The sequence below is a fragment of the Burkholderia sp. SJZ089 genome (assembly GCF_007828315.1).
In the GTDB taxonomy this organism is placed as follows: domain Bacteria; phylum Pseudomonadota; class Gammaproteobacteria; order Burkholderiales; family Burkholderiaceae; genus Burkholderia; species Burkholderia gladioli.
The window spans coordinates 171703-191810 of record NZ_VIUM01000008.1 but is presented as its reverse complement, the minus strand read 5'-3'; the positions used below and the strand labels follow the sequence as shown (position 1 = coordinate 191810).

16 protein-coding genes are annotated in these 20108 nt (G+C 69.3%); 9 read left to right on the top strand and 7 right to left on the bottom strand.

What is annotated here, in order from left to right; translation table 11 throughout:
• Window positions 1–38: 38 nt before the first annotated feature.
• From FB600_RS16995 to acnA, 3 genes are read right to left on the bottom strand one after another with little or no spacing between them, the layout of a single operon-like run.
• Window positions 39–779, bottom strand: a complete 741-nt coding sequence (locus tag FB600_RS16995) for an ABC transporter substrate-binding protein (RefSeq protein ID WP_145757121.1) — start codon at window positions 777–779, stop codon at window positions 39–41.
• The gene (locus FB600_RS16990) at window positions 776–1762 is read right to left on the bottom strand and encodes a GntR family transcriptional regulator (RefSeq protein WP_145757120.1); all 987 of its coding nucleotides are present in this window, start codon (window positions 1760–1762) and stop codon (window positions 776–778) included. Before FB600_RS16990 ends, FB600_RS16995 begins: the two co-directional genes overlap by 4 nt.
• A 58-nt stretch (window positions 1763–1820) precedes the next feature.
• Complete coding sequence (gene acnA, locus FB600_RS16985; RefSeq protein WP_145757119.1) at window positions 1821–4481, bottom strand: aconitate hydratase AcnA; 2661 nt, start codon at window positions 4479–4481, stop codon at window positions 1821–1823.
• Here acnA and FB600_RS37240 point away from each other — a divergent pair.
• The 3 genes from FB600_RS37240 (at window position 4471) to FB600_RS16975 (ending at window position 7695) form a co-directional block, all read left to right on the top strand.
• Window positions 4471–4755, top strand: a complete 285-nt coding sequence (locus FB600_RS37240; protein ID WP_147238666.1) for a hypothetical protein — start codon at window positions 4471–4473, stop codon at window positions 4753–4755. The two genes, acnA and FB600_RS37240, sit on opposite strands and share 11 nt — an antisense overlap.
• Window positions 4756–5298: 543 nt before the next feature.
• Window positions 5299–6420, top strand: a complete 1122-nt coding sequence (locus FB600_RS16980) for a lipid II-degrading bacteriocin (RefSeq protein WP_145757118.1) — start codon at window positions 5299–5301, stop codon at window positions 6418–6420.
• Window positions 6421–6639: 219 nt separating this feature from the next.
• Entirely contained in the window at window positions 6640–7695 is a 1056-nt protein-coding gene (locus tag FB600_RS16975; RefSeq protein ID WP_098182123.1) for a lactonase family protein, read from the top strand.
• A 76-nt stretch (window positions 7696–7771) separates the two neighbouring features.
• Here FB600_RS16975 and FB600_RS16970 read toward each other — a convergent pair whose 3' ends face one another.
• Window positions 7772–9883 (bottom strand): carbohydrate-binding protein, encoded by a 2112-nt coding sequence (locus FB600_RS16970; protein ID WP_186467866.1) that lies wholly within the window; start codon window positions 9881–9883, stop codon window positions 7772–7774.
• A gap of 422 nt (window positions 9884–10305) precedes the next feature.
• Here FB600_RS16970 and FB600_RS16965 point away from each other — a divergent pair, with 422 nt between their 5' ends.
• Both FB600_RS16965 and FB600_RS16960 read left to right on the top strand, forming a co-directional pair.
• The gene (locus tag FB600_RS16965; RefSeq protein ID WP_036055565.1) at window positions 10306–10665 is read left to right on the top strand and encodes a hypothetical protein; all 360 of its coding nucleotides are present in this window, start codon (window positions 10306–10308) and stop codon (window positions 10663–10665) included.
• Window positions 10666–10778: 113 nt separating this feature from the next.
• On the top strand, window positions 10779–11150 hold the full coding sequence (locus FB600_RS16960; RefSeq protein ID WP_145757116.1) for a DUF4180 domain-containing protein: 372 nt from the start codon (window positions 10779–10781) through the stop codon (window positions 11148–11150).
• On the opposite strand, the gene FB600_RS16955 is transcribed toward FB600_RS16960, so the two are convergent.
• Window positions 11147–12673: a PLP-dependent aminotransferase family protein gene (locus FB600_RS16955; protein WP_046580599.1), complete on the bottom strand. Its 1527-nt coding sequence runs from the start codon at window positions 12671–12673 to the stop codon at window positions 11147–11149. The two genes, FB600_RS16960 and FB600_RS16955, sit on opposite strands and share 4 nt — an antisense overlap.
• Before the next feature lie 403 nt (window positions 12674–13076).
• Here FB600_RS16955 and FB600_RS16950 point away from each other — a divergent pair, with 403 nt between their 5' ends.
• The 4 genes from FB600_RS16950 to FB600_RS16935 all read left to right on the top strand — a co-directional run bounded on the left by FB600_RS16950 (window position 13077) and on the right by FB600_RS16935 (window position 17590).
• Complete coding sequence (locus FB600_RS16950) at window positions 13077–13787, top strand: response regulator transcription factor (protein WP_036034456.1); 711 nt, start codon at window positions 13077–13079, stop codon at window positions 13785–13787.
• 44 nt (window positions 13788–13831) lie between these two features.
• Window positions 13832–15892, top strand: a complete 2061-nt coding sequence (locus tag FB600_RS16945) for a 7TM diverse intracellular signaling domain-containing protein (protein ID WP_098153041.1) — start codon at window positions 13832–13834, stop codon at window positions 15890–15892.
• A 487-nt stretch (window positions 15893–16379) separates the two neighbouring features.
• A complete protein-coding gene (locus tag FB600_RS16940) occupies window positions 16380–16952 on the top strand; it encodes a sigma-70 family RNA polymerase sigma factor (RefSeq protein ID WP_036034451.1) in 573 nt (190 codons plus the stop codon).
• Window positions 16949–17590 (top strand): DUF1109 domain-containing protein, encoded by a 642-nt coding sequence (locus tag FB600_RS16935; protein WP_036055556.1) that lies wholly within the window; start codon window positions 16949–16951, stop codon window positions 17588–17590. The genes FB600_RS16940 and FB600_RS16935 overlap by 4 nt, the downstream gene beginning before the upstream one ends.
• 27 nt (window positions 17591–17617) lie before the next feature.
• Here FB600_RS16935 and FB600_RS16930 read toward each other — a convergent pair whose 3' ends face one another.
• Both FB600_RS16930 and FB600_RS16925 read right to left on the bottom strand, forming a co-directional pair.
• Entirely contained in the window at window positions 17618–18874 is a 1257-nt protein-coding gene (locus FB600_RS16930; RefSeq protein WP_145757115.1) for an MFS transporter, read from the bottom strand.
• Between the two features lie 79 nt (window positions 18875–18953).
• Entirely contained in the window at window positions 18954–19925 is a 972-nt protein-coding gene (locus tag FB600_RS16925; protein ID WP_145757114.1) for a LysR family transcriptional regulator, read from the bottom strand.
• Window positions 19926–20108 lie beyond the last annotated feature (183 nt).

Below are 20108 nucleotides of genomic sequence, written 5' to 3'. Positions count from 1 at the left end.
TATAGGGACCTGCCCGAACGGCCGTCGGGAGCGCGCGCTCAGCCCCGCCCGGCCGGCGCCACCGAGGCGCCCGCCACATGGTGCCGGGCCAGCGCCTCGGCGACGAAGCCCGAGGCCTTGCGCGCCTCCACGAAGGCGTCGAGCGCCTCGGCGGCCGCCTGGCCGCGGCTGCGGGGCAGGCCCATCGCCTGGCGGATCACCATGAAGCGGCCGTCGAGCAGGCGCAGGCCCGGCTGCCGCGCCGCGTCGGCTTCCAGTTGCTGCTTCACGCCGGCCGCCACGTCGTGCCCCTCGGCCAGGAAGGTCGACACCACCGTCGGCGAGGACGGCGCGCGCTCGATGGCGGCCGCCTTCAGCTCGCGCGTCAGGAACAGGTCGTAGGCGCTGCCCTTGCCGACCGTGACACGCACGCCGGGCCGGTCGACCTCCTCGTTGGCGCGGATCGGCGAGGCCTCGCGCACCAGGTAGCAGCCCTCGATCAGCACATAGGGCGAGGTGAAGGCGATCGATTCGGCGCGCAGCGGATCGATCGCGAAGAAACCGACGTCGGCGCGTTCGTCGCCGACCGCCGCCACCGATTCGCCGGCGGTGGCGAACACCACCAGCTCGACCGGCACGCCCAGTTGCGCGCCGAGCGCGCGGGCCAGGTCGACCGAGACCCCGGCCGGTGCGCCGCTGGCGGGATCGTGGCCGGCCAGGATCGGATTGCCGAGGTTGATCGAGGCGCGCAGCACGCCGTGGGGAGCGAAAGCGGAAACGATGGCGGGATCGAGGTTCATGAGGCGCGGCGGGTTCGGTTGGGCCGCTGGCCGGCAGGCGCGGCGGCGGACGGGACGGGCGCGGTTTCCCGCGCCGGGGATCGGGGCGATGGCGATTCGAGTATCCCGCTGATGCGCGCGAGCGCGTCGAGCATATGCAGAAGGTGCTCGCGCAGCGCCTCGGCGGCTTGCTCGTTGCGCTCGCGCGCGAGCAGGTCGAGCACGTGCAGGTGCTGGCGGCAGTGTTCGGCATAGCGCTCGCGATGCCGCATCGAGCGATACGACAGCAGGCGCCGCACGCGATTGACGCGGCGGATCGTGTCGATGAAGAAGGGGTTGCCGGACGCCTCGACCAGCGCCTCGTGATAACGCACGCCGCGATCGTGCAGCGCGTCGGCGCTGGCCGTCTCGATGCCGCCGGCCAGCAGTTGCAGCTCGGTATCGCGGCAGCGTTCGAGCACGCGCGGATCGAGCCGGTAGCCGGGTTCGAGCAGCGCGGCCGGCTCCAGCGCGAGCCGCAGCCGATACGACTGCAGCAGGCTGTCGGGCGTGGTCAGCATGGTCGAGAAGGCCCAGCCGTAACCCGGCTTGCGCTCGGCCCAGCCCTCGCCGGCGATGCGCGCCAGCACGGCATTGAGCTGCGCGCCGGTCAGGCCGTAGCGCTGGCGGATCAGTTGCTCGGAGAATTCGTCGGGCAGCTCGCCGCGCAGGCGATCGTCGGCGATGCGGAAATACACGCTGGAGACCAGGTCCGCCTCGTCCAGGCCGAGCCCGCCGACCACCTCCTCCAGCGGCTCGCGCAAGGCCCGCGCCACGAAGAAACCGCGATGGCGTTCGCGCGTCACCACGCCCTTCTCGTGCAGCAGCGCGAGCGCCTCGTTGACGGGCGAGCGCGACACGCGCAGGCGGTCCGCCAGCATCTGCGCCGGCAGGTGGGCGCCGGCCTCGAGCTGCTCGCTGCGGATCAGCTCGACGATGCGGGCGGCGATCGATCGGTCGGTCATGGAAGCCGGCGTGAAGGATTGGCGTGGCAGGGCCGCCCATTGTCCGCGTTTCGGCGCATCACGCAAGCGCCGCCGCGTCCACGCGCGGCAGGTGGCGGCGCAGGATGAAGGGGATCACGCCGCCCGCGCGCAGCAGCTCGCATTCGAGCCGCGTCTCGACGGCGGCCAGCGCGGCCAGCGGCTCGACGCGGCCGTGCGCGCGCACGACGCTCACGCGCATGGCGGCACGCGGCTGCAGCACCGCCTCGCGCGCGTCGATCTCGATCCGGTCGCCCGGCTGCAGCGCCAGCGCATCGGGATGCGCGAGCTCGATCATGCGCAGCGGCAGGATGCCCATGCCGATCAGGTTCGAGCGATGGATCCGCTCGAAGCTGGTGGCCAGCACCGCGCGGATGCCGAGCAGGCGCTGGCCCTTGGCGGCCCAGTCGCGCGACGATCCCGTGCCATAGCGCGCGCCCGCCACCAGCACCACCGCCTCGCCCGCCTCGCGATAGCGCGCCGCCGCCTCGTGCAGCGGCAGGGCCTCGCCCGAGGGTGCATGCACCGTGTGCGCGACCGGCAAGCCGGCACGCAGGCGGTTCTCCAGCGTGCGGTTGTAGAAGGCCGCGCGCAGCATCACCTCCCAGTTGCCGCGCCGCGACGCGAACACGTTCAGGTCCTCGCGATCCTCGCCGCGCTCGACCAGGAAATCGGCGACGGGGCTGTGCTTCGGGATCGCGCTGGCCGGCGAGATGTGATCGGTGCTCACGTCGTCGCCATAGACGGCGAGCGGATGCGCTACGTAATGGCCGAGCTGGCTGCCCGCCTCGGCCGAGGCGAAGGGCGGGCGGCGCAGCGCATTCGAGGCCGGGTCCCAGGGGAAGCGCGCCGAATCCGGCGCTTCCAGCGCGTGCCAGGCGGGATTGGCGCTGGCGATCGCGAAGGCGCGGCGGTAGTCGCCCGGCTCGTTGGCGCGCGCGACCAGCGCATCGATTTCCTCGCGCGTCGGCCACAGTTCATGCAGGTGCACCGGCGTGCCGTCATGCGCCAGGCCCAGCGGCTCGCGGCCGAGGTCGCGCGCCGCGTCGCCGGCCAGCGCGAAGGCGATCACCAGCGGCGGCGACATGATGAAACCGAGTTCGAGCTCGGGATGGATCCGGCCCGGGAAATTGCGGTTGCCCGACAGCATCGCCACCGGGCGCGCGGCCTTCGCGGCCAGCGCCGCGCGGATCGGCTCGCCAAGCGGTCCTGAATTGCCGATGCAGGTGGTGCAGCCGTAGCCGACGATCGAGAAGCCGAGCGCGTCGAGATCCTCGATCAGCCCGGCGCGCTCGAGATAGGCCGCCGCCGCCGGCGAACCCGGCGCGAGCGAGGTCTTGACCCAGGCCGGCACCGTCAGGCCGCGTTCACGCGCGCGCCGCGCCACCAGCCCGGCGGCGATCAACAAGGCCGGATCGGAGGTGTTCGTGCAGCTCGTGATCGCGGCGATCGCCACCGGATGATGCGGCAGGTTCGTCGTCCGCGCCCCGCTCGCCGGCGGCGCACCTTCCAGCTTCGCGAGCGTCTCGGCCACGGCCGTGTAGGGCAGCCGGTCCGGCGGCCGGCGCGGCCCCGCCACCTGCATCGCGATGCCGTCGAGCGCGATCTCGATGCGGCGCGTGTAACGCGGCTGCGCCTCGGGCTCGAACCAGATCCCGACGCGCCGCGCATAGGCCTCCACCAGCGCGATCGCGGCGGCGTCGCGGCCGGTCTCGCGCAGATAGTCGAGCGTGCGCGCATCGATCGGGAAATAGCCGGTGGTCGCGCCGTATTCGGGCGCCATGTTGGCCACCACCGCGCGCTCGCCCGCGCTCAGCGTGCTCACGCCGGGCCCGAAGAACTCGACGAATTCGCCCGTCACGCCGATCTCGCGCAGCCGCTGCGTGACCGTCAGCGCCAGGTCGGTGGCCAGCACGCCCGGCGGCAGCGCGCCGCTCAGCCTCACGCCCACCACCTCGGGAATGCGCTGCATCACCGGCATGCCGAACATCACCGTCTGCGCCTCCAGGCCGCCCACGCCCCAGCCGAGCACGCCGATGCCGTTGATCATCGGCGTGTGGCTGTCGGTGCCGATCAGCGTATCGGGCACGGCCCAGCGCTCGCCGTCGCGCTCGATCACGCCGACCACGCTCGCCAGTTGCTCGAGATTGAGCGTGTGCATGATGCCGGTGCCGGGCGGATGGATCCGCACGCCCGTGACGGCCTTCGCGGCCCAGCGCAGGAAACGGTAGCGCTCGGCGTTGCGGGCCAGTTCGATGCGCAGGTTGCGCGGCGCCGCGTCGGGTTCGCCATGCACCTCCACGGCCAGCGAATGGTCGACCGAGGCATCGACGGGCAGCACCGGATTGAGCACCGAGGGATCGACGCCGGCCTCGGCCAGCGCGTCGCGCATGCCGGCGATATCGACCAGCGCCGGCGTGCTGGTGGTGTCGTGCATCAGCACGCGGTTCGGCTGGAAGGCGATCTCGATCTCGCTGCTGGCGTGCTCGATCCAGGCCAGGATGCCGTCGACGGCAGCGCGCTGCTCCTCGCCCCGGTGATGGCGGATCACGTTCTCCAGCAGCAGCCGCAGCACCACGGGCAGCTCGCGCAGGCGCGTGCCGAAGCGAGCCGGCAGGTCGACGATGCGGTAGCGCGCGCCGTCGAGAGTGAGGGTCGCATCAGGGGCGGCGGCAAGGGGGCTGGGGGTCATGCCGCGCATTTTGCATATTTCAAATGAAAAATGCAATTTCGAGAAAATGCGGGAAGGCTATGGGGCACGATCGCCGGGCTTGGGCCGTGCCTGGCTGGCGGCCGTGCGCGCTCGGCGCATCACCCAAGCGCCATCGGCGCCAGGGCGAAACGCGCGGCACATGCGCGTCGAGGTTCGAGTAGGCGTGTGTGAGGTTTTTCAGAATTGCGCCGGCGGCTCGTGGCTTGCTTCGATGCTGCTTGAGCAAATACGGCAACATCTCGTCAATTTCTTTCGCAATTGAAAGATTGCGCTGTATTTATGGAAACTTCGATAACGTATTTTTCCACCTACCCAAATCACCGACGCGAGGAGGCAACGACACAAGCATGCGACTTCATCACAAAAATGCAACGCATTCCATATAAGAAGCAAACATTCGAATTATCTTCGAAGCGGAATCTGACCGCGCACTATAGAAATAACAGAATGCAATAAAGCCCCCAGAACTCCCCACACAACACCGATCATTGCCAAATACATGGCTGCAGACGCGAGAACGACAGCATCCGCGTCTCGTCTCGCGACATCTATCGTCACCCAAGTGCCGGCCACGATTAAAAAACCGCACCAGCCCCAAGCCACTCGCCCTATTATCGGGAAACGTCCATGGGGCGGACCGAATACTCGACATACCGCATACCCCAACCCCAGGACGTATAGCGCAGTCGGAACGCCGATCGAGAACCACCAATTACTTGCAGTCATGCCGTTCTCCGTATGGATGCGCACCGGCTGATCATACCCTGCCTCATCACGTCACAAACCATTGTTTCCGGGGAAGAAGATGGGAAATTCCAATGACAACAACAAGTTTAAAATCCGCCGATCACTAATTGGCGCAATCGCATCGGCTCCGGCACTTGGCCTGTCCGGCATGTCGAAAAGCCTGGCAATCCAGCCCGAGATTACCTTGGCCCCGATCATCGTCGACGGCTCCGGCAACGTCATCACCAGTTCCCCGGCAGATCTACCGCGAATGGGACATCCAGCCTTGCCTCCCGAACTCATGACGAACAGCGGAACCACCCCTATCCTGCTGCTTGGGAAGGTGTATCTGATCAACGGACTCAATATATTGGGCGCCGCAAGCCAAGGCGACACGATAGGAACACTGACCGCGTTGGCCCAAGGCCTGGTCAATGCATCGGATATGGTGCTGCGCGCCCAACTCGGAATATATGCATCATTTTCACAATGGCTCGGAATTGGCGAGGGGTTCAAGAATATCGCCGGCGCCACACCGTATGGCTTGACGTTGAATCAGTCGAACATCCTGACCTCTCTGTTCGGCGTATACGCTGCCCAGTACTACCCGGGCATGTTCCTCCAGCAACCCTCGAATTTCCAATTTTATGGAACCGCGTTATTGACCACATCAGCAATATATTATTGGTTGTACGGAGATGGCTCCATGAGAAGCATGAACATTGAATCGATGAACCTGCAGATGGGAATTGCCGATTTCGATCCTATCAAGAGAGTCGCACTGGACCTTGCGAACGGGCCTGGCACGTACCACATCGATGCGCAATTCGACACGAACCTCTTCAGCCACGGGGACAAGGACATCTGGGTTGCTGGCATCCTCGGACGCGTGACCGGGCGAGTGTTTGGTGATCTTGTATTGACGGACACGACATATTCGTTCAACGGCTACTGGACTTTGTATGACGATCGCTACGAGGCCTACCCTTCGACACGTCCCGGTTATCAGGAAGTCTTGAATAACTTCCTCATGAATCTAGGCGCGAAAAGCCACAACGATTACGACATCACGTTCATCGGCAACAAAGGCGTGACGATCTCCGGGCAAAGACCGAACAAGGAGCAAGCCGTCAGCCCGACAGGCCAGAATACGAGACCGTCCTTTGGCGGCTTGCCGCGCAATCCGCCGGTGATCGATTAGCCCCGGCGAGGCAGACGCTTCGGAAATTGCCCGGCCCAGGCTCGTCGCAGGGTGCCGTGCAGTACGGCGGCGCCAGCACCATTCTCGCGAAACGGTCATGACCTATTTGGATATCCGTGCCGTCTCGCGCTATCCAGAAGCAATACAATCCGGCGTCTACCGGACAGCATGACCGGGCCGGCGCTTTCCACAGGTAGGGCATCGAGGAGAATCCGCAGCATGTACGCCTATGTCGGCTCGCGCACCACGCGCGAGCGCAACGCCCGCGGCGAGGGCATCAGCGTGTTCCGCGTCGATCCCTCGACCGGCGCGCTCGATCCCGTGCAGGTGCTCGGCGATCTGGTCAACCCGTCCTTCCTCGCGATCGATGCGCGCGGCGAGCGCCTGTACAGCGTGCACGGCGATCGCAGCGAGCTGAGCGCCTTCGCGATCGACCGCGCGAGCGGGCGCCTCGCCTTCCTGAACCGGCAGGACACCGGCGGCAGGAACCCCGTCCACGTCGCGCTCGCGCCGGACGGGCGCCGCGCGCTGGTCTCGAACCACCTGGGCGCGAGCCTCGCGGTGCTGCCGATCGCGGCCGACGGCTCGCTCGGCGCGCTCGCGCAATGCCTCGCGCTGGACGGCCCGATCGGCCCGCATCGCATCGAGCAGCAGCAGGCCAAGCCGCATTTCAATCCCTTCTCGCCCGACGGCCGCTTCGTGCTGGTGCCCGACAAGGGCCTCGATCGCATCTTCGTGTTCCGCTACGAAGCCGGGCGGCTCACGCCCGCCGAGCCGCCCTTCGTGGCCACGCGCGAGACGGCCGGCCCGCGCCATCTCGCCTGCCATCCGTCGCGGCCCTGGGTCTATTGCGTCAACGAACTCGATTCGACGGTGACCGCCTACGACTATCGCGCCGACAGCGGCGAGCTGCGGCCCAGGCAGATCGTGTCGGCGCTGCCCGACAGCTACACGGGCAACAGCCGCGCGGCGGGCATCCAGATCGACGCCGGCGGGCGCTTCCTCTACGCCTCGAATCGCGGCAGCGACAGCATCGCCTTGTTGCGCATCGATCCCGACAACGGCCGGCTCGCCTTCGTGGAAGCCGTATCGACGGGCGGGCGCACGCCGCGCTTCTTCACGCTCTCGCCGAATGGCCGCCTGCTGTATGCGCTCAACGAGGACAGCGACAGCATCGTGAGCTTCTCGGTCGATGCCGGCAGCGGCCGCCTCTCGCCCACCGGGCAGCTGACCTCGACAGGCAGCCCGGTCTGCATGGTGTTTTCCCGCGCCTGACAAGGCCAGCCAACAAAGGAAAACGGGGCATGCCCAGGCGGGCATGCCCCGTTGCCTTTCCCGGTGCGCGGCGCGCTTACCTCAGCGGCGTCGGCCAGCCGATCGCATCGATATCCGGCGCCCAGTCGCTCGGATTCGAAATCGTCAGCGTATTGCGCGAGCCGGCCTGCAGGTTCACCGTCACCGCGGCATGGCGGATCGTGTCGTAGCTGCCCGTCGAGGGCAGCGCGAGCGTGACCGGCGTGCCGCCGTTCACGCTGACCTGCGCGTTGCGGCCGTTCGGTTCGCCATTGCCGTACAGGATGTCGATCGAATAGGCGCCGGCCTTCGGCGCCGCGATCTGGTTGAAGCTCAGCGTGTTGGCCTGGCCGATGTAGCCGACCTTCTTGCCGCCCGAGCAGCTCGCGCAGTCATACACGGCCGCCTGCCCGCTCAGCGTATTGAGGGGCGACTCGGCCTCGTAGGCCGCGCGCGGCGGCCGGTAGGCGAGCGGCCCGGCCACCACGGCCACGCGCTGGATCGACAGCGCCGCCGACGGATCGTGCCACTTGGCCAGCACCACGCTGTTGCGGCCCGGCTTCAGCGCGGCCTCGACGCTCACCCCGCCCAGCCCCCAGGCGGCGCCGGTCGGCGGCAGCGAGACGATGCTGCCCGGCCCGCCGTTGACGCTGAGCAGCGCGTCGACCGGTTCGCTGCCGGTGTTCTGGTAGGCGATCTGCAGGTAACCGCCGGCACGCTGCGAGACCACGTTGTCGAAGCTGACCGTGGCCGGATTCACGAGCTGCGCGTTCGGCTCGCAGCCGCCGCAGGACGACAGGTCCGCGCTCGGCTGGTAGGCGCTGGGCCGATACGGCACGGCCGCCGTGTCGGCGCCCTGGATCACGTAGAGGCGGCTGGTCCCGGCCGGCACGCGCGTCTCGAAGCGGCCGATGCCGATGCCGGCATTGGCGCGCGCCCAGACATCGCGCACCAGGCCCGGCACCAGCGGCTCGAGCCCGAGCTCGCGCCAGCTCACCGCCATGCTCGCGTCCTTCGTCGAGTTGTTGAACAGCAGCACCGCGCGACGGCCGTTGCCCATCAGCGGCTTGGCCCAGACCTCGACGCCGGGCGCCGGGTTGGCCACCAGCACGCCCTGCAGGCCGAGCCCGTCCTGGTCGATCGCGATCATCTCGGGGTTCTTCAGCAGCGCCAGCGTGGCGGCCTTGGGCGGGCGGCCGGTGAAGTCGTTGCCGAGGATCATCGGCGCGCCCGAGATCGCCCACAGCGCGATGTGCGAGCGGTCCTGCTCGTCGCTCAGGCCCATGCCGGCCAGCATCATGTCCGGATCGTTGTAGCGGCCCGTGTGCTGCGCCTCGGGGAACACGTTGCCCTCGAAGTTCTGCCCCACCAGGCGCGACCAGCCCGGCGTGAAGTTGTCGCCGGTGTCGTAGGAGATGTCCTCCTCGGTGCGCCACATGTCGGCCACGTTGCCCCAGTCGTAGTCGCGGCCCGTCTTCGAGTCGTTGAAGCTGTCGGGGTTGATGCTGTAGAACAGGTAGCCCTTGCGGCCGGCGCCGAGCGCCGCCTGGCGCAGCGCGTCGCGCATCTTCGCGAATACCGGCACCTGGGCCGGCGCCGCGGTCGAGCCCTTGGTGCACCAGTCGTATTTCAGGTAGTCGACGCCCCATTGCACGAAGGTGGCCGCGTCGAGCGCCTCGTGGCCCAGGCTGCCGGTATTGCCGTTGGCCTCGTTGCCGGGCGCGCCGGGGGCGAGTTCGTTCTGCAGATTGTTGAGCTGGGCACAGGTACGCAGGCCCGGCGTCGCGTAAATCCCGTATTTCAATCCCTTGGAATGGATGTAATCGCCGAGCGCGGTCATTCCGCTTGGAAACGATACATGATTTCCATTCAATTTCCCTTGTGAATCGCGAGTCAATTCCGACCAGCAATCATCGACGTTCACATAGACATATCCGGCACTTTTCAGGCCGCTGCTGACCAGGTAATCGGCCGCGTCGTGAATCACCTTTTCGTTGATGTTGCAGCCATGCCCGTTCCAGCTCGCCCAGCCCATCGGCGGCGGTGGCACCGGCACCTGCCGCACCAGCGGCCAGGCGGGCGGCCAGGCCTGCTGCGCGGCGGGCGCGGCACCGCTGCCGGGCGCCGCGGCGCCGGTCACCGAAGCCGCGCCCGCGTGATAGGAAGACAATGCCGATATGAATAAGGGCAATGAAAAAAATACCGCTCGGATATGCCGTTTCATTGAATAGGTATCCTGATTCAATTAATGGTTTTATTCGCTGCGCCAGACCTGCTCGATTGCATGCGAACGGTATCCGCCGAATCAGGGCTGATCAAGTTGCGCGACGGCTTCCCATATGTTGAATCGCGCGCGAAAAGGCGCGTTCGCGGCCTCGCGCGAGCACGCCGCGATGCAGCGACGGCGCACGCGCCTAGCCGGCGCGGTTTCGTCGCGCGATCGTGTTATGCGGCATTGCGCCGCATCATCGCTGGAGGCCAAAGCGGGGGCGCCAACCGCTCGCCTGGCCGCTTTTCGATAGACTGTGCGGATTCTCGCGGCAGCGGACGGCACGACCGGCGCACCGCGCTCCCGATCCACAGGAATTCCCGATGAAGCAAGCCGTCTTGTCCCTTGCCCTCGCTGGCGCGCTCGCGCTGCCGGCTCTCCCGTCCCAGGCCCAGGCCTTCGACGATCGCTGTTTCGCGGTCGGCGACGTGGCCGCGCAGATCTCCGGCTGGCGCAAGAAGCACAAGACAAAGGAACAGGCGATCGCGCAGTCGCACAAGTACTACGGCAACGGCCCCGACGCGCAGGCCGTCGACCAGGCGATCGAGGAGATCTACGGCGCGCCCACCCTGCTGAACCCCGACCAGGCCACCATGCTGGTCACGCAGAACTGCCTGAAGCGCAAGGCGGCGCAGGCGGCCGCCGCATCGGGCGCGGCCGGCGCTTCGGCGGCCAAGCCCTGAGGCAGCGCGCGGCCGGCTCGACGACCAGGCCGCGCGGTATCGCCAGACCGTTGCCTGCGCCGGCCCTCGCGCCGGCATCCCCAGCCAGCACGACGAACCGGATCCGACTCTCCATGGAAGCACGCCTGATCGAGCGGCCCACGAGCCGCATCGTCCACGTCAGCAGTGTCGATACCCCCGTGCGCAGCCGCCAGGACGCGCTCGACATCATGCTTGGCCACGGCCACCGGGACCTCGACGGCATCGCGATCGACGCCGCCTGCCTGCATCCCGACTTCCTCGTGCTGCGCACCGGCGTGGCCGGCGAACTGCTGCAGATGTTCGTGAACTATCACCTGTTGCTGGCCATCGTCGGCGATTTCTCCAAGGTCCGCGCCGGAGCACTGCACGACTTCATCGTCGAGAGCAATCGCGGCCGGCAGGTGTTCTTCGTCGCCGATCTCGACGCGGCGATCGCCAGGCTCGAAGCGGCGCTCGCCGCCTAGGCCTTCCCCTGCGCGAATCCGGCCAGCACCTTCGCCAGCGCGCGCCCCGCGTGACGCGCCTGCGCCAGCGTCAGGGCCGTGTAGCCGACCAGCACCGCCGGCGGCAGCCGCGCCTCTCGGCAGAACATGCCCAGCGGCTGCAGCGCGATGCCCGCCGCGGCGGCCGCCGCGACGAAGGCGGCCTCGTCGCTGCCCGGATCGAGCCACAGCATGAAATGAAAGCCCGCCTGCTCGCCCGAGATCGCGTAGCGGCCTGCCGCGCCGGCCGCCAGCCGCTCCAGCACGGCATCGCGCCGCTGCTGGTAGGCCTGGCGGCTCGCCCGCAGGTGCCGGGCGAAATCGCCGTTGCCGATCAGGCCCGCCAGCGCGCGCTGCTCGATCACGCCGACCGGCCGCCCGAGCGCCGCGAGCAGGGCCTCGAGCGGCGCGCGCAACGCCGCCGGCGCCACCACGTAGCCGAGCCGCAAGCCCGCGAACAGGGTCTTGTTGAAGGAGCCGCAATAGATCGCGCGATCGTGCCGGTCGAGCGCCTTCAGCGCCGGCAACGGCGCGGCCTGGTAGCTGAACTCGCCGTCGTAGTCGTCCTCGACGATCCAGGCCTGCTCGCGGCGCGCCCAGTCGAGCAGTTCCAGGCGCCGCGAAACCGACATCGTCACGCCCAGCGGCGACTGGTGCGCGGGCGTCACGCAGGCCGCCACGATGCCCGGCAGCGCGGCCAACCGCTCGACCACCAGCCCCTGCGGATCGACCGGCACCTGCGCGACGGCGGCGCCGTTCAGCGCGGCCAGCCGCTCCGTCATCGGATAGCCGGGATCCTCGATCGCCACGCGCCGCCCACGCACCTCGATCGCCCGCATCACCAGGTCGAGCGAATGGCGGATGCCGGCGGTGATGAACACGTCCTCGGCGCGGCAGGCGATGCCGCGATACTCGCCGAGCCAGGCGGCGATCCGCGCGCGCAGCCGCGCGTCGCCGCCGGGCACCGCCGCGCCGAGCTCGGCCGGTTTCAGGCCCGCCAGCGCCTGCGCCAGGTGGCGTTTCCAGGTGGCCGCCGGCAGCAGGGCCGGGTCGGCCAGGCGCGCGACGAAGGGCTGGCCGATGCGCGTGCCGGTCGGCGAGGCGTCGCGGGCCGCATCGGGCGAGCGCCGGAGGCGGGACGGATCGGCGCTCGCGGGCGCGATATCGACCGCGACCGCGGCCTCGCCATGCGCATCGGCTGCCGGCGCCATCAGATACGCCTCGGGAACCACCGCGCTGACCCGCGTGCCCGAGCCGCGCACGCGCGATAGATAACCCTCCGCCACCAGCCGCTCGAACGCCACCTCGACCGTGCCGCGCGCCACCCGCCAGCGCTCGGCCAGCGTGCGCGTCGAAGGCAGCGCGCCGCCGGCCGCCAGGCGCCCCTGCAGGATCGCCTCGCGCAGCGCATCGGCGATGCGATCCTGCTTCGAGGCGCCGCCTCGCGAGGAGAGGCCCGGCGGCCTCGGCAGATCGAGCGGAATCGCGGCCTTGCCTCGCGTCATAGTGGTCCAGTCCGGTAAGCGTGGAATCAATCCCGGCTTATACCACATCGATCCTGGCGGCAGGCTCGCGGTCCTGCCCGCCGCGGCCCTTCGCCGGGATCGCCACCCTCGCCTTACGCCCGCCTTTCTTCATATGGATGTCATCGAACCCACGCCACACTCATCCACTGTGCAGATACACGATATCCCGCGCTTGTAAGGAAGCTGTCGAGGCGCTCGCGTATCATGCGATCACGCTGGCGCGCGTCCCGCGCGCCGGCACCGGACAATGGCCGGAAGCCGCGCCGCGCCCCGCGTTTCGGGCCTCGAGGCGGCGCCCCGCCCGCTTGCCGGCCGTCCGGCGACCGCGCCCTTGCCGCGCGCTCGCCGTTCGTCATCCGATCCTGTCACCGATACGCGACCCATGACGCTTTTGCCCCCGGAACCCATGGTCCCCGGCCCGCTCCTGATCGTCGACGACGAGCCGCTGATGCAGCGCCGGCTCACCACCATCCTGACCTCGCTGGGCTACTCGGACGACGCGCTGCTGTTCGCCGGCAGCCTCTCGGAGGCGCGCGCGATCCGCGCCACCCAGCCCTGCGCGATCGCGCTGGTCGATATCGGCCTGCCCGACGGCTCGGGTATCGAGTTGATCCGCGAATGGCACGAGGCCGACCCGGCCCTGCCGATCGTGGTGATCTCGACCTGGAGCACCGGCCCGACCATCGTCGGCGCGCTGCAGGCCGGCGCGACCGGCTACCTGCTCAAGGAGCGCGACGACATCGAGATCGCCTTGTCGATCCGCAGCGTGCTGCGCGGCGGCGCGCCGATCGATCCCTTCGTGGCGCGCCATATCCTCGAGACCACCGTGCACGCGGCGCCGGCCGCCGCGACGCCGGCCAGCGCGGGCCTGCTGCCCTCGCGCAACGGCGCGCCGCCGGTGCGCCTGAGCCGCCGCGAGATCGAGATCCTCGGCATCGTCAGCAAGGGGCTGACCAACCGCGAGATTTCCGAGCTGCTGTCGCTGTCGCGGCTGACCGTCGAATGCCACATCAAGAACATCTACAAGAAGCTCGCGGTGCGCTCGCGCACGCAGGCGGTGTTCGAGGCGCGGGCGCACGGCCTGCTGCCCTAGCCGCGCCTCGCCTCCAAGCATCCCTCGCCTGCGATCACAGATCGATGCCTGCCCGGCCCGCGACGTTACCGCTCACATCCACGCCCGCGCGCGGCGCGGCGGGCGGCGGCGCTCGCGCGCTCGTGCCGCCGTGGCTGTGCTTGCTCTGCCTCGCGCTGCTGACGGTGTTGGCGAGCACGGCGCGCGCCGCCGACGCGGCGGCGCCGGCAACGGCGAACGCCTCGACCAGCACCGCGCCACCGATCGACGCGGCGGCCGCCACCATCTCGCCGGCCGGCAGCGAGGTGCTGGCCGGCGACGCCAGCGGCAGCGCCGAGCCGCCCGACTGCGCGCTGCAGACCGACGCCGCGCGCGCCGCCGGCTGGGACGACGCCGCGCCGCCCGCCGCCGGCTGGACCCGCGTGCAGTTGCCCGACGTCTGGACCTCGCGCTGGCCCGGCTTCGACGGCGTGGTCTGGTACCGCTTGCGCTGGAACCGCGCCTGCCTCGGCGACGCACCGGCGGCCGCCTTCATCGACTACGTGAACATGGCCGGCGCGCTCTACCTGAACGGCAGCCTGCTGGCCGCCGACCCTCGGTTGAAGGAACCGCTCAGCCGCAGCTGGAACATGCCGCGCCGCTGGCTGCTGCCGGCCTCGCTGCTGGTGGCCGGCAGCAATACCCTGCTGGTGCGCGTCTCGGGCCTGGCCGCCTACGCGCCGGGGCTCGGCCCGGTGACGGTGGGCGCTCCCGCGCAGGTCGAGCGCCGTTACGCGCATGCCCACCAGGTGCGTCGCGACCTGCAGCTCTACAGCCTTGCCGTCACCTCCACGCTCGGCTGCTTCTTCGTGGTGCTCTGGCTGATGCGCCGCCGCGAGAGCCTGTACGGCTGGTTCGGGCTGCAGTCGATGGCCTGGTGGTGCTTCCAGGTGAACCAGGCGGCCACCTCGCCCTGGCCGTTCGCGAGCACCGACGGCTGGGAAGCGGCCATGTCGATCGCGGTGGTGCTGTTCAGCGTCAGCTTCGCGATGTTCACGCTGCGCTTCGCGAACCGCCGCTGCCCACGCCTGGAGCGCCTGCTCTGGCTGCTCGCCGCGGCGCAGACGCTGGCCATGCTGCTCGCGCCACGCGGCTCGATCGAGACGGTGCGCGCGGCCATCGCCCTGCTGCCCGCGCTGACCTTCATCGGCTGCTGCAGCGCCTTCATCGTGTTCTCGCTGCGCCGGCCGCGCGCCGACCGGCTGGCGCTGTCGGGCTGCATGCTGGTCTTCGTGCTGGCCTGCATGCACGACCTGCTGACCTTCCTCGGCGTGCTCGGCGACAACGTCTACTACACCTCGATCGCCGCGCAGTTCGAGATGATCGGGATGGCGCTGGTGCTGGCCTGGCGCTTCGTCACCAACCTGCGCCGCATCGAGCAGTTCAACCACGAGCTGACCAGCGCGGTGGCCGAGGCCAAGCGCGAGCTGCGCGACACGCTGGACCGCGAGCACGCGCTGCAGGTCACCAACGCGCGCCTGAACGAGCGGCTCTCGCTCGCGCAGGATCTGCACGACGGGCTGGGCGGCACCCTGGTGTCGAGCATCACCACGCTCGAGCACGCGCCGCAGGACATGCCGCCGGCGCGTTTCCTCGGCATCCTGAAGGAATTGCGCGACGACCTGCGCATCATCATCGATTCGGCCTCGCTCGACCATGCCGGCACGCGCTCGCTGGACGGCTTCATCGCGCCGATGCGGCACCGGCTGGCGCGCGCCTTCGAGGCGCAGGACATCGACTGCCGCTGGGAGCTGGCCGGCATCGACAGCCTGCACCTGCCGAACTCGACCTGCCTGGACGTGATGCGCGTGCTGCAGGAGGCGGCCACCAACGCGCTGCGCCACAGCGGCGCGAGCCGCATCGAGATCGCCGTGGTGCACGATGCCGAGGGGCTGCGCATGGCCGTCGCCGACAACGGCCGCGGCTTCGACCCGGAAGCGCCGACGCTGCACGGCGGGATCGGCATGCGCAGCCTGCGCGCGCGCGTCGGCCGGCTCGGCGGCGTGCTGCGGATCGCCTCCGATGCGAGCGGCACACGGCTGACGGTGAGCATTCCCGGGCTCGGCACGCCCACCGGCGCCGGCTGAGCGACCGCCCGAACGACAGCCGGGCGCCACGCGACATCGGCCGCCCGGCATGGTTCACCGGCTTACCAATTTCGGGGGATGGGCACCCAAGGGGCGGATTGCTAATCTGCCCGCACATTCGCTTGCCAAGGCAAGGAAGCGCGGCGCGAGCAAGGCGCCGCACGGGCCGACACCGGCGGCAGCGCGCGGCGCGACCGGCCCGGCCGGCGAATGCGATGGACGATGCGCCCTGAAGACACGCATCGTTCGTCATTCTCTGGCACGAGGCGGTGACCGGCCGGCGCGGCAGCGTCGGCCGGCTCACCAAGACCGCCGGCCAGGCCTTTGCCGCGGCCGCCCGAGCCGCCCCGGCACCCGCTTCGTACCACTCGCGCGCCGCCCGCCCGCGACCCGCCTTGTTGCCCTGACCCCACAAGAAACGCCTCCCGTCCCGTCGCCGTCGTAGAATCGACGAAATTTTTTGCGCCCGGTGTAACCGCCGACACGGATGGAACGAACTCAAGACAGCGCCGCGCGACAACGCACCGAGCAGGAACTGCGGCAATGGCTGCTGCTCGGCCTGGGCGGCGACGAGGCTGCCTACCGCCGCTTCCTGAACGCCTTGTCCGCGCACTTGCGCGGCTTCGTCAGGCGCCGGCTGGCGAGCCGCCCGTCCGACGTCGAGGACCTGGTTCAGGAGATGCTGCTGGCGATCCACGACAAGCGTCACACCTATCGCGCCGGCGAACCCTTGACGGCCTGGGTCCACGCGATCGCGCGCTACAAGCTGGTGGACTACTTCCGCGCCTGGTCGCGCCACGAGGCGCTCAACGACAGCTTCGACGACGAGGCCGAGTGGATCGCTCCGCCGGAGCTGGAATCGTCCGAGGCGCGGCGCGACCTGGGCCAGCTGCTCGAATCGCTGCCCGACCGGCAACGCCTGCCGATCGTGCACGTCAAGCTGGAGGGATTGTCCGTGGCGGAGACCGCGCGGATGACCGGCCTTTCCGAATCGGCCGTCAAGATTGGAGTGCATCGCGGCCTGAAGGCATTGGCCGCGAAGATACGCGGAACACGATGAAGACCGATGAACTGATTTCCATGCTGGCGACGGGCGTCACGCCCGTCGACCCGCACCTGCCCGCCAAGCGCTTCGCGACCGCCGTCGCGATCGGCGCGGGCGGCGCGCTGCTGCTGATGCTGGCCGTGCTCGGCCTGCGCCACGACCTGGCGACGGTCGCGCAAACGCCGCTGTTCTGGGCCAAGGTGGCCCTGCCGCTGGCGATCGCGATCGGCGCGCTGCGCGGCGCGCTCAGGCTGGCGCGGCCCGGCGCGCGCGCGGGCGGCGCGGGCCTGCTGGTGGCCTCGCCGGTGGCGGTGGTGTGGATCGCCACCCTCGTCATGCTGGCGCTCACGCCGGCCGGCGAGCGTCTCGCGATGGTGCTCGGCCAGACCTGGAAGGTCTGCCCGTTCGCGATCTCGATGCTGTCGATCCCCGGCTTCGTCGCCACCCTGGCCGCGCTGCGCAGCCTCGCGCCCACCCGCCTGGCGCTGGCCGGCGCCGCGGGCGGCCTGCTCTCGGGCGCGGTAGCCACCCTGGTCTACTGCCTGCACTGCCCGGAGATGGGCGTGGCCTTCTGGGGCGTCTGGTACCTGCTCGGCATGCTGGTGCCGACCGTCGCCGGCGCCCTGCTCGGGCCGCGCGTGCTGCGCTGGTGAGCGCGGCGCCGGAGCCGGGCGGCGGCATCACGCCCGTGCTCCGACGCCGACGGCCACCGACGACCACTTTCGGCCGTACGCCATCATCATCAGGAAACTCAGGATGAAGCTCAGGCCGCCGATCATCAGCAGTCCCAACTCACCGACCACCGGCAGCAGGTTGGTCAGGAAGCCCGTCACCACCCAGGCGATCGCCATCACGGAACCCGCGACGCCGAGCGCCCAGCCCTGCCGCTCGAGCGACACCGCGTCCGAGTAGGCGGTGTACATGGTGGTGTAGGCCACCATGTCGAAGCAGCCGACCACCATGCCGAGCCCCCAGAGCATGCCCTCGTGCGGCAGCAGGGCCGACAGCACCTGGCCGATGCCGGCGATCAGCAGGCCGAGCTTGGCGATGTCCACCACGCTCCAGACCTTCAGCATCAGGCGCACGATCACCATCAGGCCGAACACGAAGCAGATGCCGATCAGGCCGCTGAACAGGCCGAGCTGCGAGCTGGTGTAGCCGAAGCGGGTCTGCAGCACCAGCATGATGGTCTGCAGGTAGAGGCCGTAGCCGACCTGCATCAGGAAGAACACGATCGACAGGAAGGCGACGCGATGATGGCGGCCGGCCTCGTGGATGATGCGCATCGGCAGCAGGATGTCGACGTGGGTCTTGCCCTTGGGCGGGCTCGCGTCGCGATAGGTCCAGAAGGTCCACAGGCCGCAGAACACCGACAGCGCGGCAACCAGCAGGAACGGCGTGCCGTAGTTGAAGATCGGCAGGATCGTGCGGTCCGAGGTGATGCCGCCCAGCACCGGGCCGACGATCACGCCGGCGCTGAAGGCCATCGACATGATGCTCATGTTCCAGGCCTTGGTTTCCGGCGTGCTGACGTCGGTGATGGCCGCCTGCGCGATGCCCTGGCAGCCCGCCATCAGCCCGCTCAGGCCGCGCCCGACCAGCAGCAGCGCGATGCTCGGCAGCAGCGCGCCGAGCGCCATCAGCAGGTAGCTCAGCGCCAGGCCGAAGATGCAGAGCAGCAGGATCCTGCGGCGCCCGTAGCCGTCCGACAGCTCGCCCATCAGCGAGGAGCCGAGAAACATGAAGAACGGATAGACGCCGTAGCCGAGTCCCAGGTAGAAGTTGCGCAGCGAGACGCGGGTGCCGGCGCCGATGATGCCCGAATGCGGATCGGAGAAGATCGCCGCCATGATCGGGTAGACCAGGCCGAAGCCCATGGCGTCGATCGCGATCGCCAGCAGGCAGGGGCCGAGCAGCTTGAGATTGAGTCGGGACATGAGGCGGCCTCGCGGCAAGTGGAGTTGCCGCCTAACTTAACGGGCGCCGCACCCGGGGAGTAGCGCCGCCGCCCCGATATCAGTCATCGGTAAACCCGATCGATACGCCCCGGTCCCGCGCGGCTCGTGCCTCGGGCGGCGGCTTCGCCAGGCGCACCGCGTCGGGCAAGTGCGCCTCGAGCAGTTCGAGCACCGCCTGCGTCCTGGCCGGCACCGGGCGCGTCACCGGCAGCAGCGCGTGCAGCTCGAAACCCGGCACGGTATGGCCGGGCAGCAACTCGACCAGCCTGCCCGTCGCCAGCGCCTCGGCACAGACGATCTCCTGCAGCACGCCGATGCCGCAACCGGCCAGCAGCAACTGATGGACCGGGCCCCAGTGGCTGACCGTGGTCACGATGTTGATCGGCGCGGCAGGCGAGGCCGGGAGCGGCGAAGCGGCAGCGAAGCGCAACTGGCCATCGGAGAACAGCCCCGCGACCCGGATGAATGGATGCCGGACCAGGTCGGCGGGCGCCTCCGGGCGGCCAGCCGCATCCAGGTAGCCGGGCGAGGCCACCAGCACGCGGCGCACATGGCCGAGCCGTCGCGCGATGAAATTGCCCTCGCCGATACGACCCAGCCGCAGCGAGAGATCGACGCCTTCGGTCACCGGGTCGGTCGGTTCGTCGTTGAGGATCATCTCGACGTGGAGCTGCGGATGCTGCTCGCGCATCACCGCGACCACGCCCGGCAGCAGGGCATCGCCCACCCCGTGCGGCGCCGCGATGCGGATCCGGCCGCGCACCGCCCGATCGCCGGGCGCGACCGCGACGCGCGCCTCCTCGGCGGCATCGAGCACCAGCTTGCGCTTTTGGTAGAACAGCGAGCCCTCGTCGGTGCATGAGACGGCGCGCGTACTGCGCAGCAGCAGGCGCACGCCGAGGTGCTGCTCGAGCCGCTCGATCCGGTCGCTGACGGCGGGCTGCCCCAGGCCCAGGTCCCGCGCGGCGCGCGACAGGTTTCCGCGTTCGACGACCCGCACGAAGACGCGCATTGCGGCCAGCAGATCCATGTATGCCTCGTTGTTGTCCGGATACCGGGCCCGCGAGCCTCGGCGGAATGGAGCCCTGGATTCTACCGGTCGACGCCGCGGATCCCGCCGGCATCGCCCATGCTTTCTGACAAACCGAAAGCTTTCGAGCGCCAGGCATTGCCGTTCCCACTGAATCCTCCGGACAACTTCATAAATGGGCGA

What these genes read in the sequence shown, in the direction of transcription:
- FB600_RS16940 (WP_036034451.1), top strand. Translation starts at nt 16,380, where the DNA reads ATGGAACGAACTCAAGACAGCGCCGCGCGACAACGCACCGAGCAGGAA.
- FB600_RS37240 (WP_147238666.1), top strand. Translation starts at nt 4,471, where the DNA reads ATGCCGCGCATTTTGCATATTTCAAATGAAAAATGCAATTTCGAGAAA.
- FB600_RS16965 (WP_036055565.1), top strand. Translation starts at nt 10,306, where the DNA reads ATGAAGCAAGCCGTCTTGTCCCTTGCCCTCGCTGGCGCGCTCGCGCTG.
- FB600_RS16930 (WP_145757115.1), bottom strand. Translation starts at nt 18,874, where the DNA reads ATGTCCCGACTCAATCTCAAGCTGCTCGGCCCCTGCCTGCTGGCGATC.
- FB600_RS16950 (WP_036034456.1), top strand. Translation starts at nt 13,077, where the DNA reads ATGACGCTTTTGCCCCCGGAACCCATGGTCCCCGGCCCGCTCCTGATC.
- FB600_RS16925 (WP_145757114.1), bottom strand. Translation starts at nt 19,925, where the DNA reads ATGGATCTGCTGGCCGCAATGCGCGTCTTCGTGCGGGTCGTCGAACGC.
- acnA (WP_145757119.1), bottom strand. Translation starts at nt 4,481, where the DNA reads ATGCGCGGCATGACCCCCAGCCCCCTTGCCGCCGCCCCTGATGCGACC.
- FB600_RS16990 (WP_145757120.1), bottom strand. Translation starts at nt 1,762, where the DNA reads ATGACCGACCGATCGATCGCCGCCCGCATCGTCGAGCTGATCCGCAGC.
- FB600_RS16955 (WP_046580599.1), bottom strand. Translation starts at nt 12,673, where the DNA reads ATGACGCGAGGCAAGGCCGCGATTCCGCTCGATCTGCCGAGGCCGCCG.
- FB600_RS16945 (WP_098153041.1), top strand. Translation starts at nt 13,832, where the DNA reads ATGCCTGCCCGGCCCGCGACGTTACCGCTCACATCCACGCCCGCGCGC.
- FB600_RS16980 (WP_145757118.1), top strand. Translation starts at nt 5,299, where the DNA reads ATGGGAAATTCCAATGACAACAACAAGTTTAAAATCCGCCGATCACTA.
- FB600_RS16995 (WP_145757121.1), bottom strand. Translation starts at nt 779, where the DNA reads ATGAACCTCGATCCCGCCATCGTTTCCGCTTTCGCTCCCCACGGCGTG.
- FB600_RS16975 (WP_098182123.1), top strand. Translation starts at nt 6,640, where the DNA reads ATGTACGCCTATGTCGGCTCGCGCACCACGCGCGAGCGCAACGCCCGC.
- FB600_RS16960 (WP_145757116.1), top strand. Translation starts at nt 10,779, where the DNA reads ATGGAAGCACGCCTGATCGAGCGGCCCACGAGCCGCATCGTCCACGTC.
- FB600_RS16935 (WP_036055556.1), top strand. Translation starts at nt 16,949, where the DNA reads ATGAAGACCGATGAACTGATTTCCATGCTGGCGACGGGCGTCACGCCC.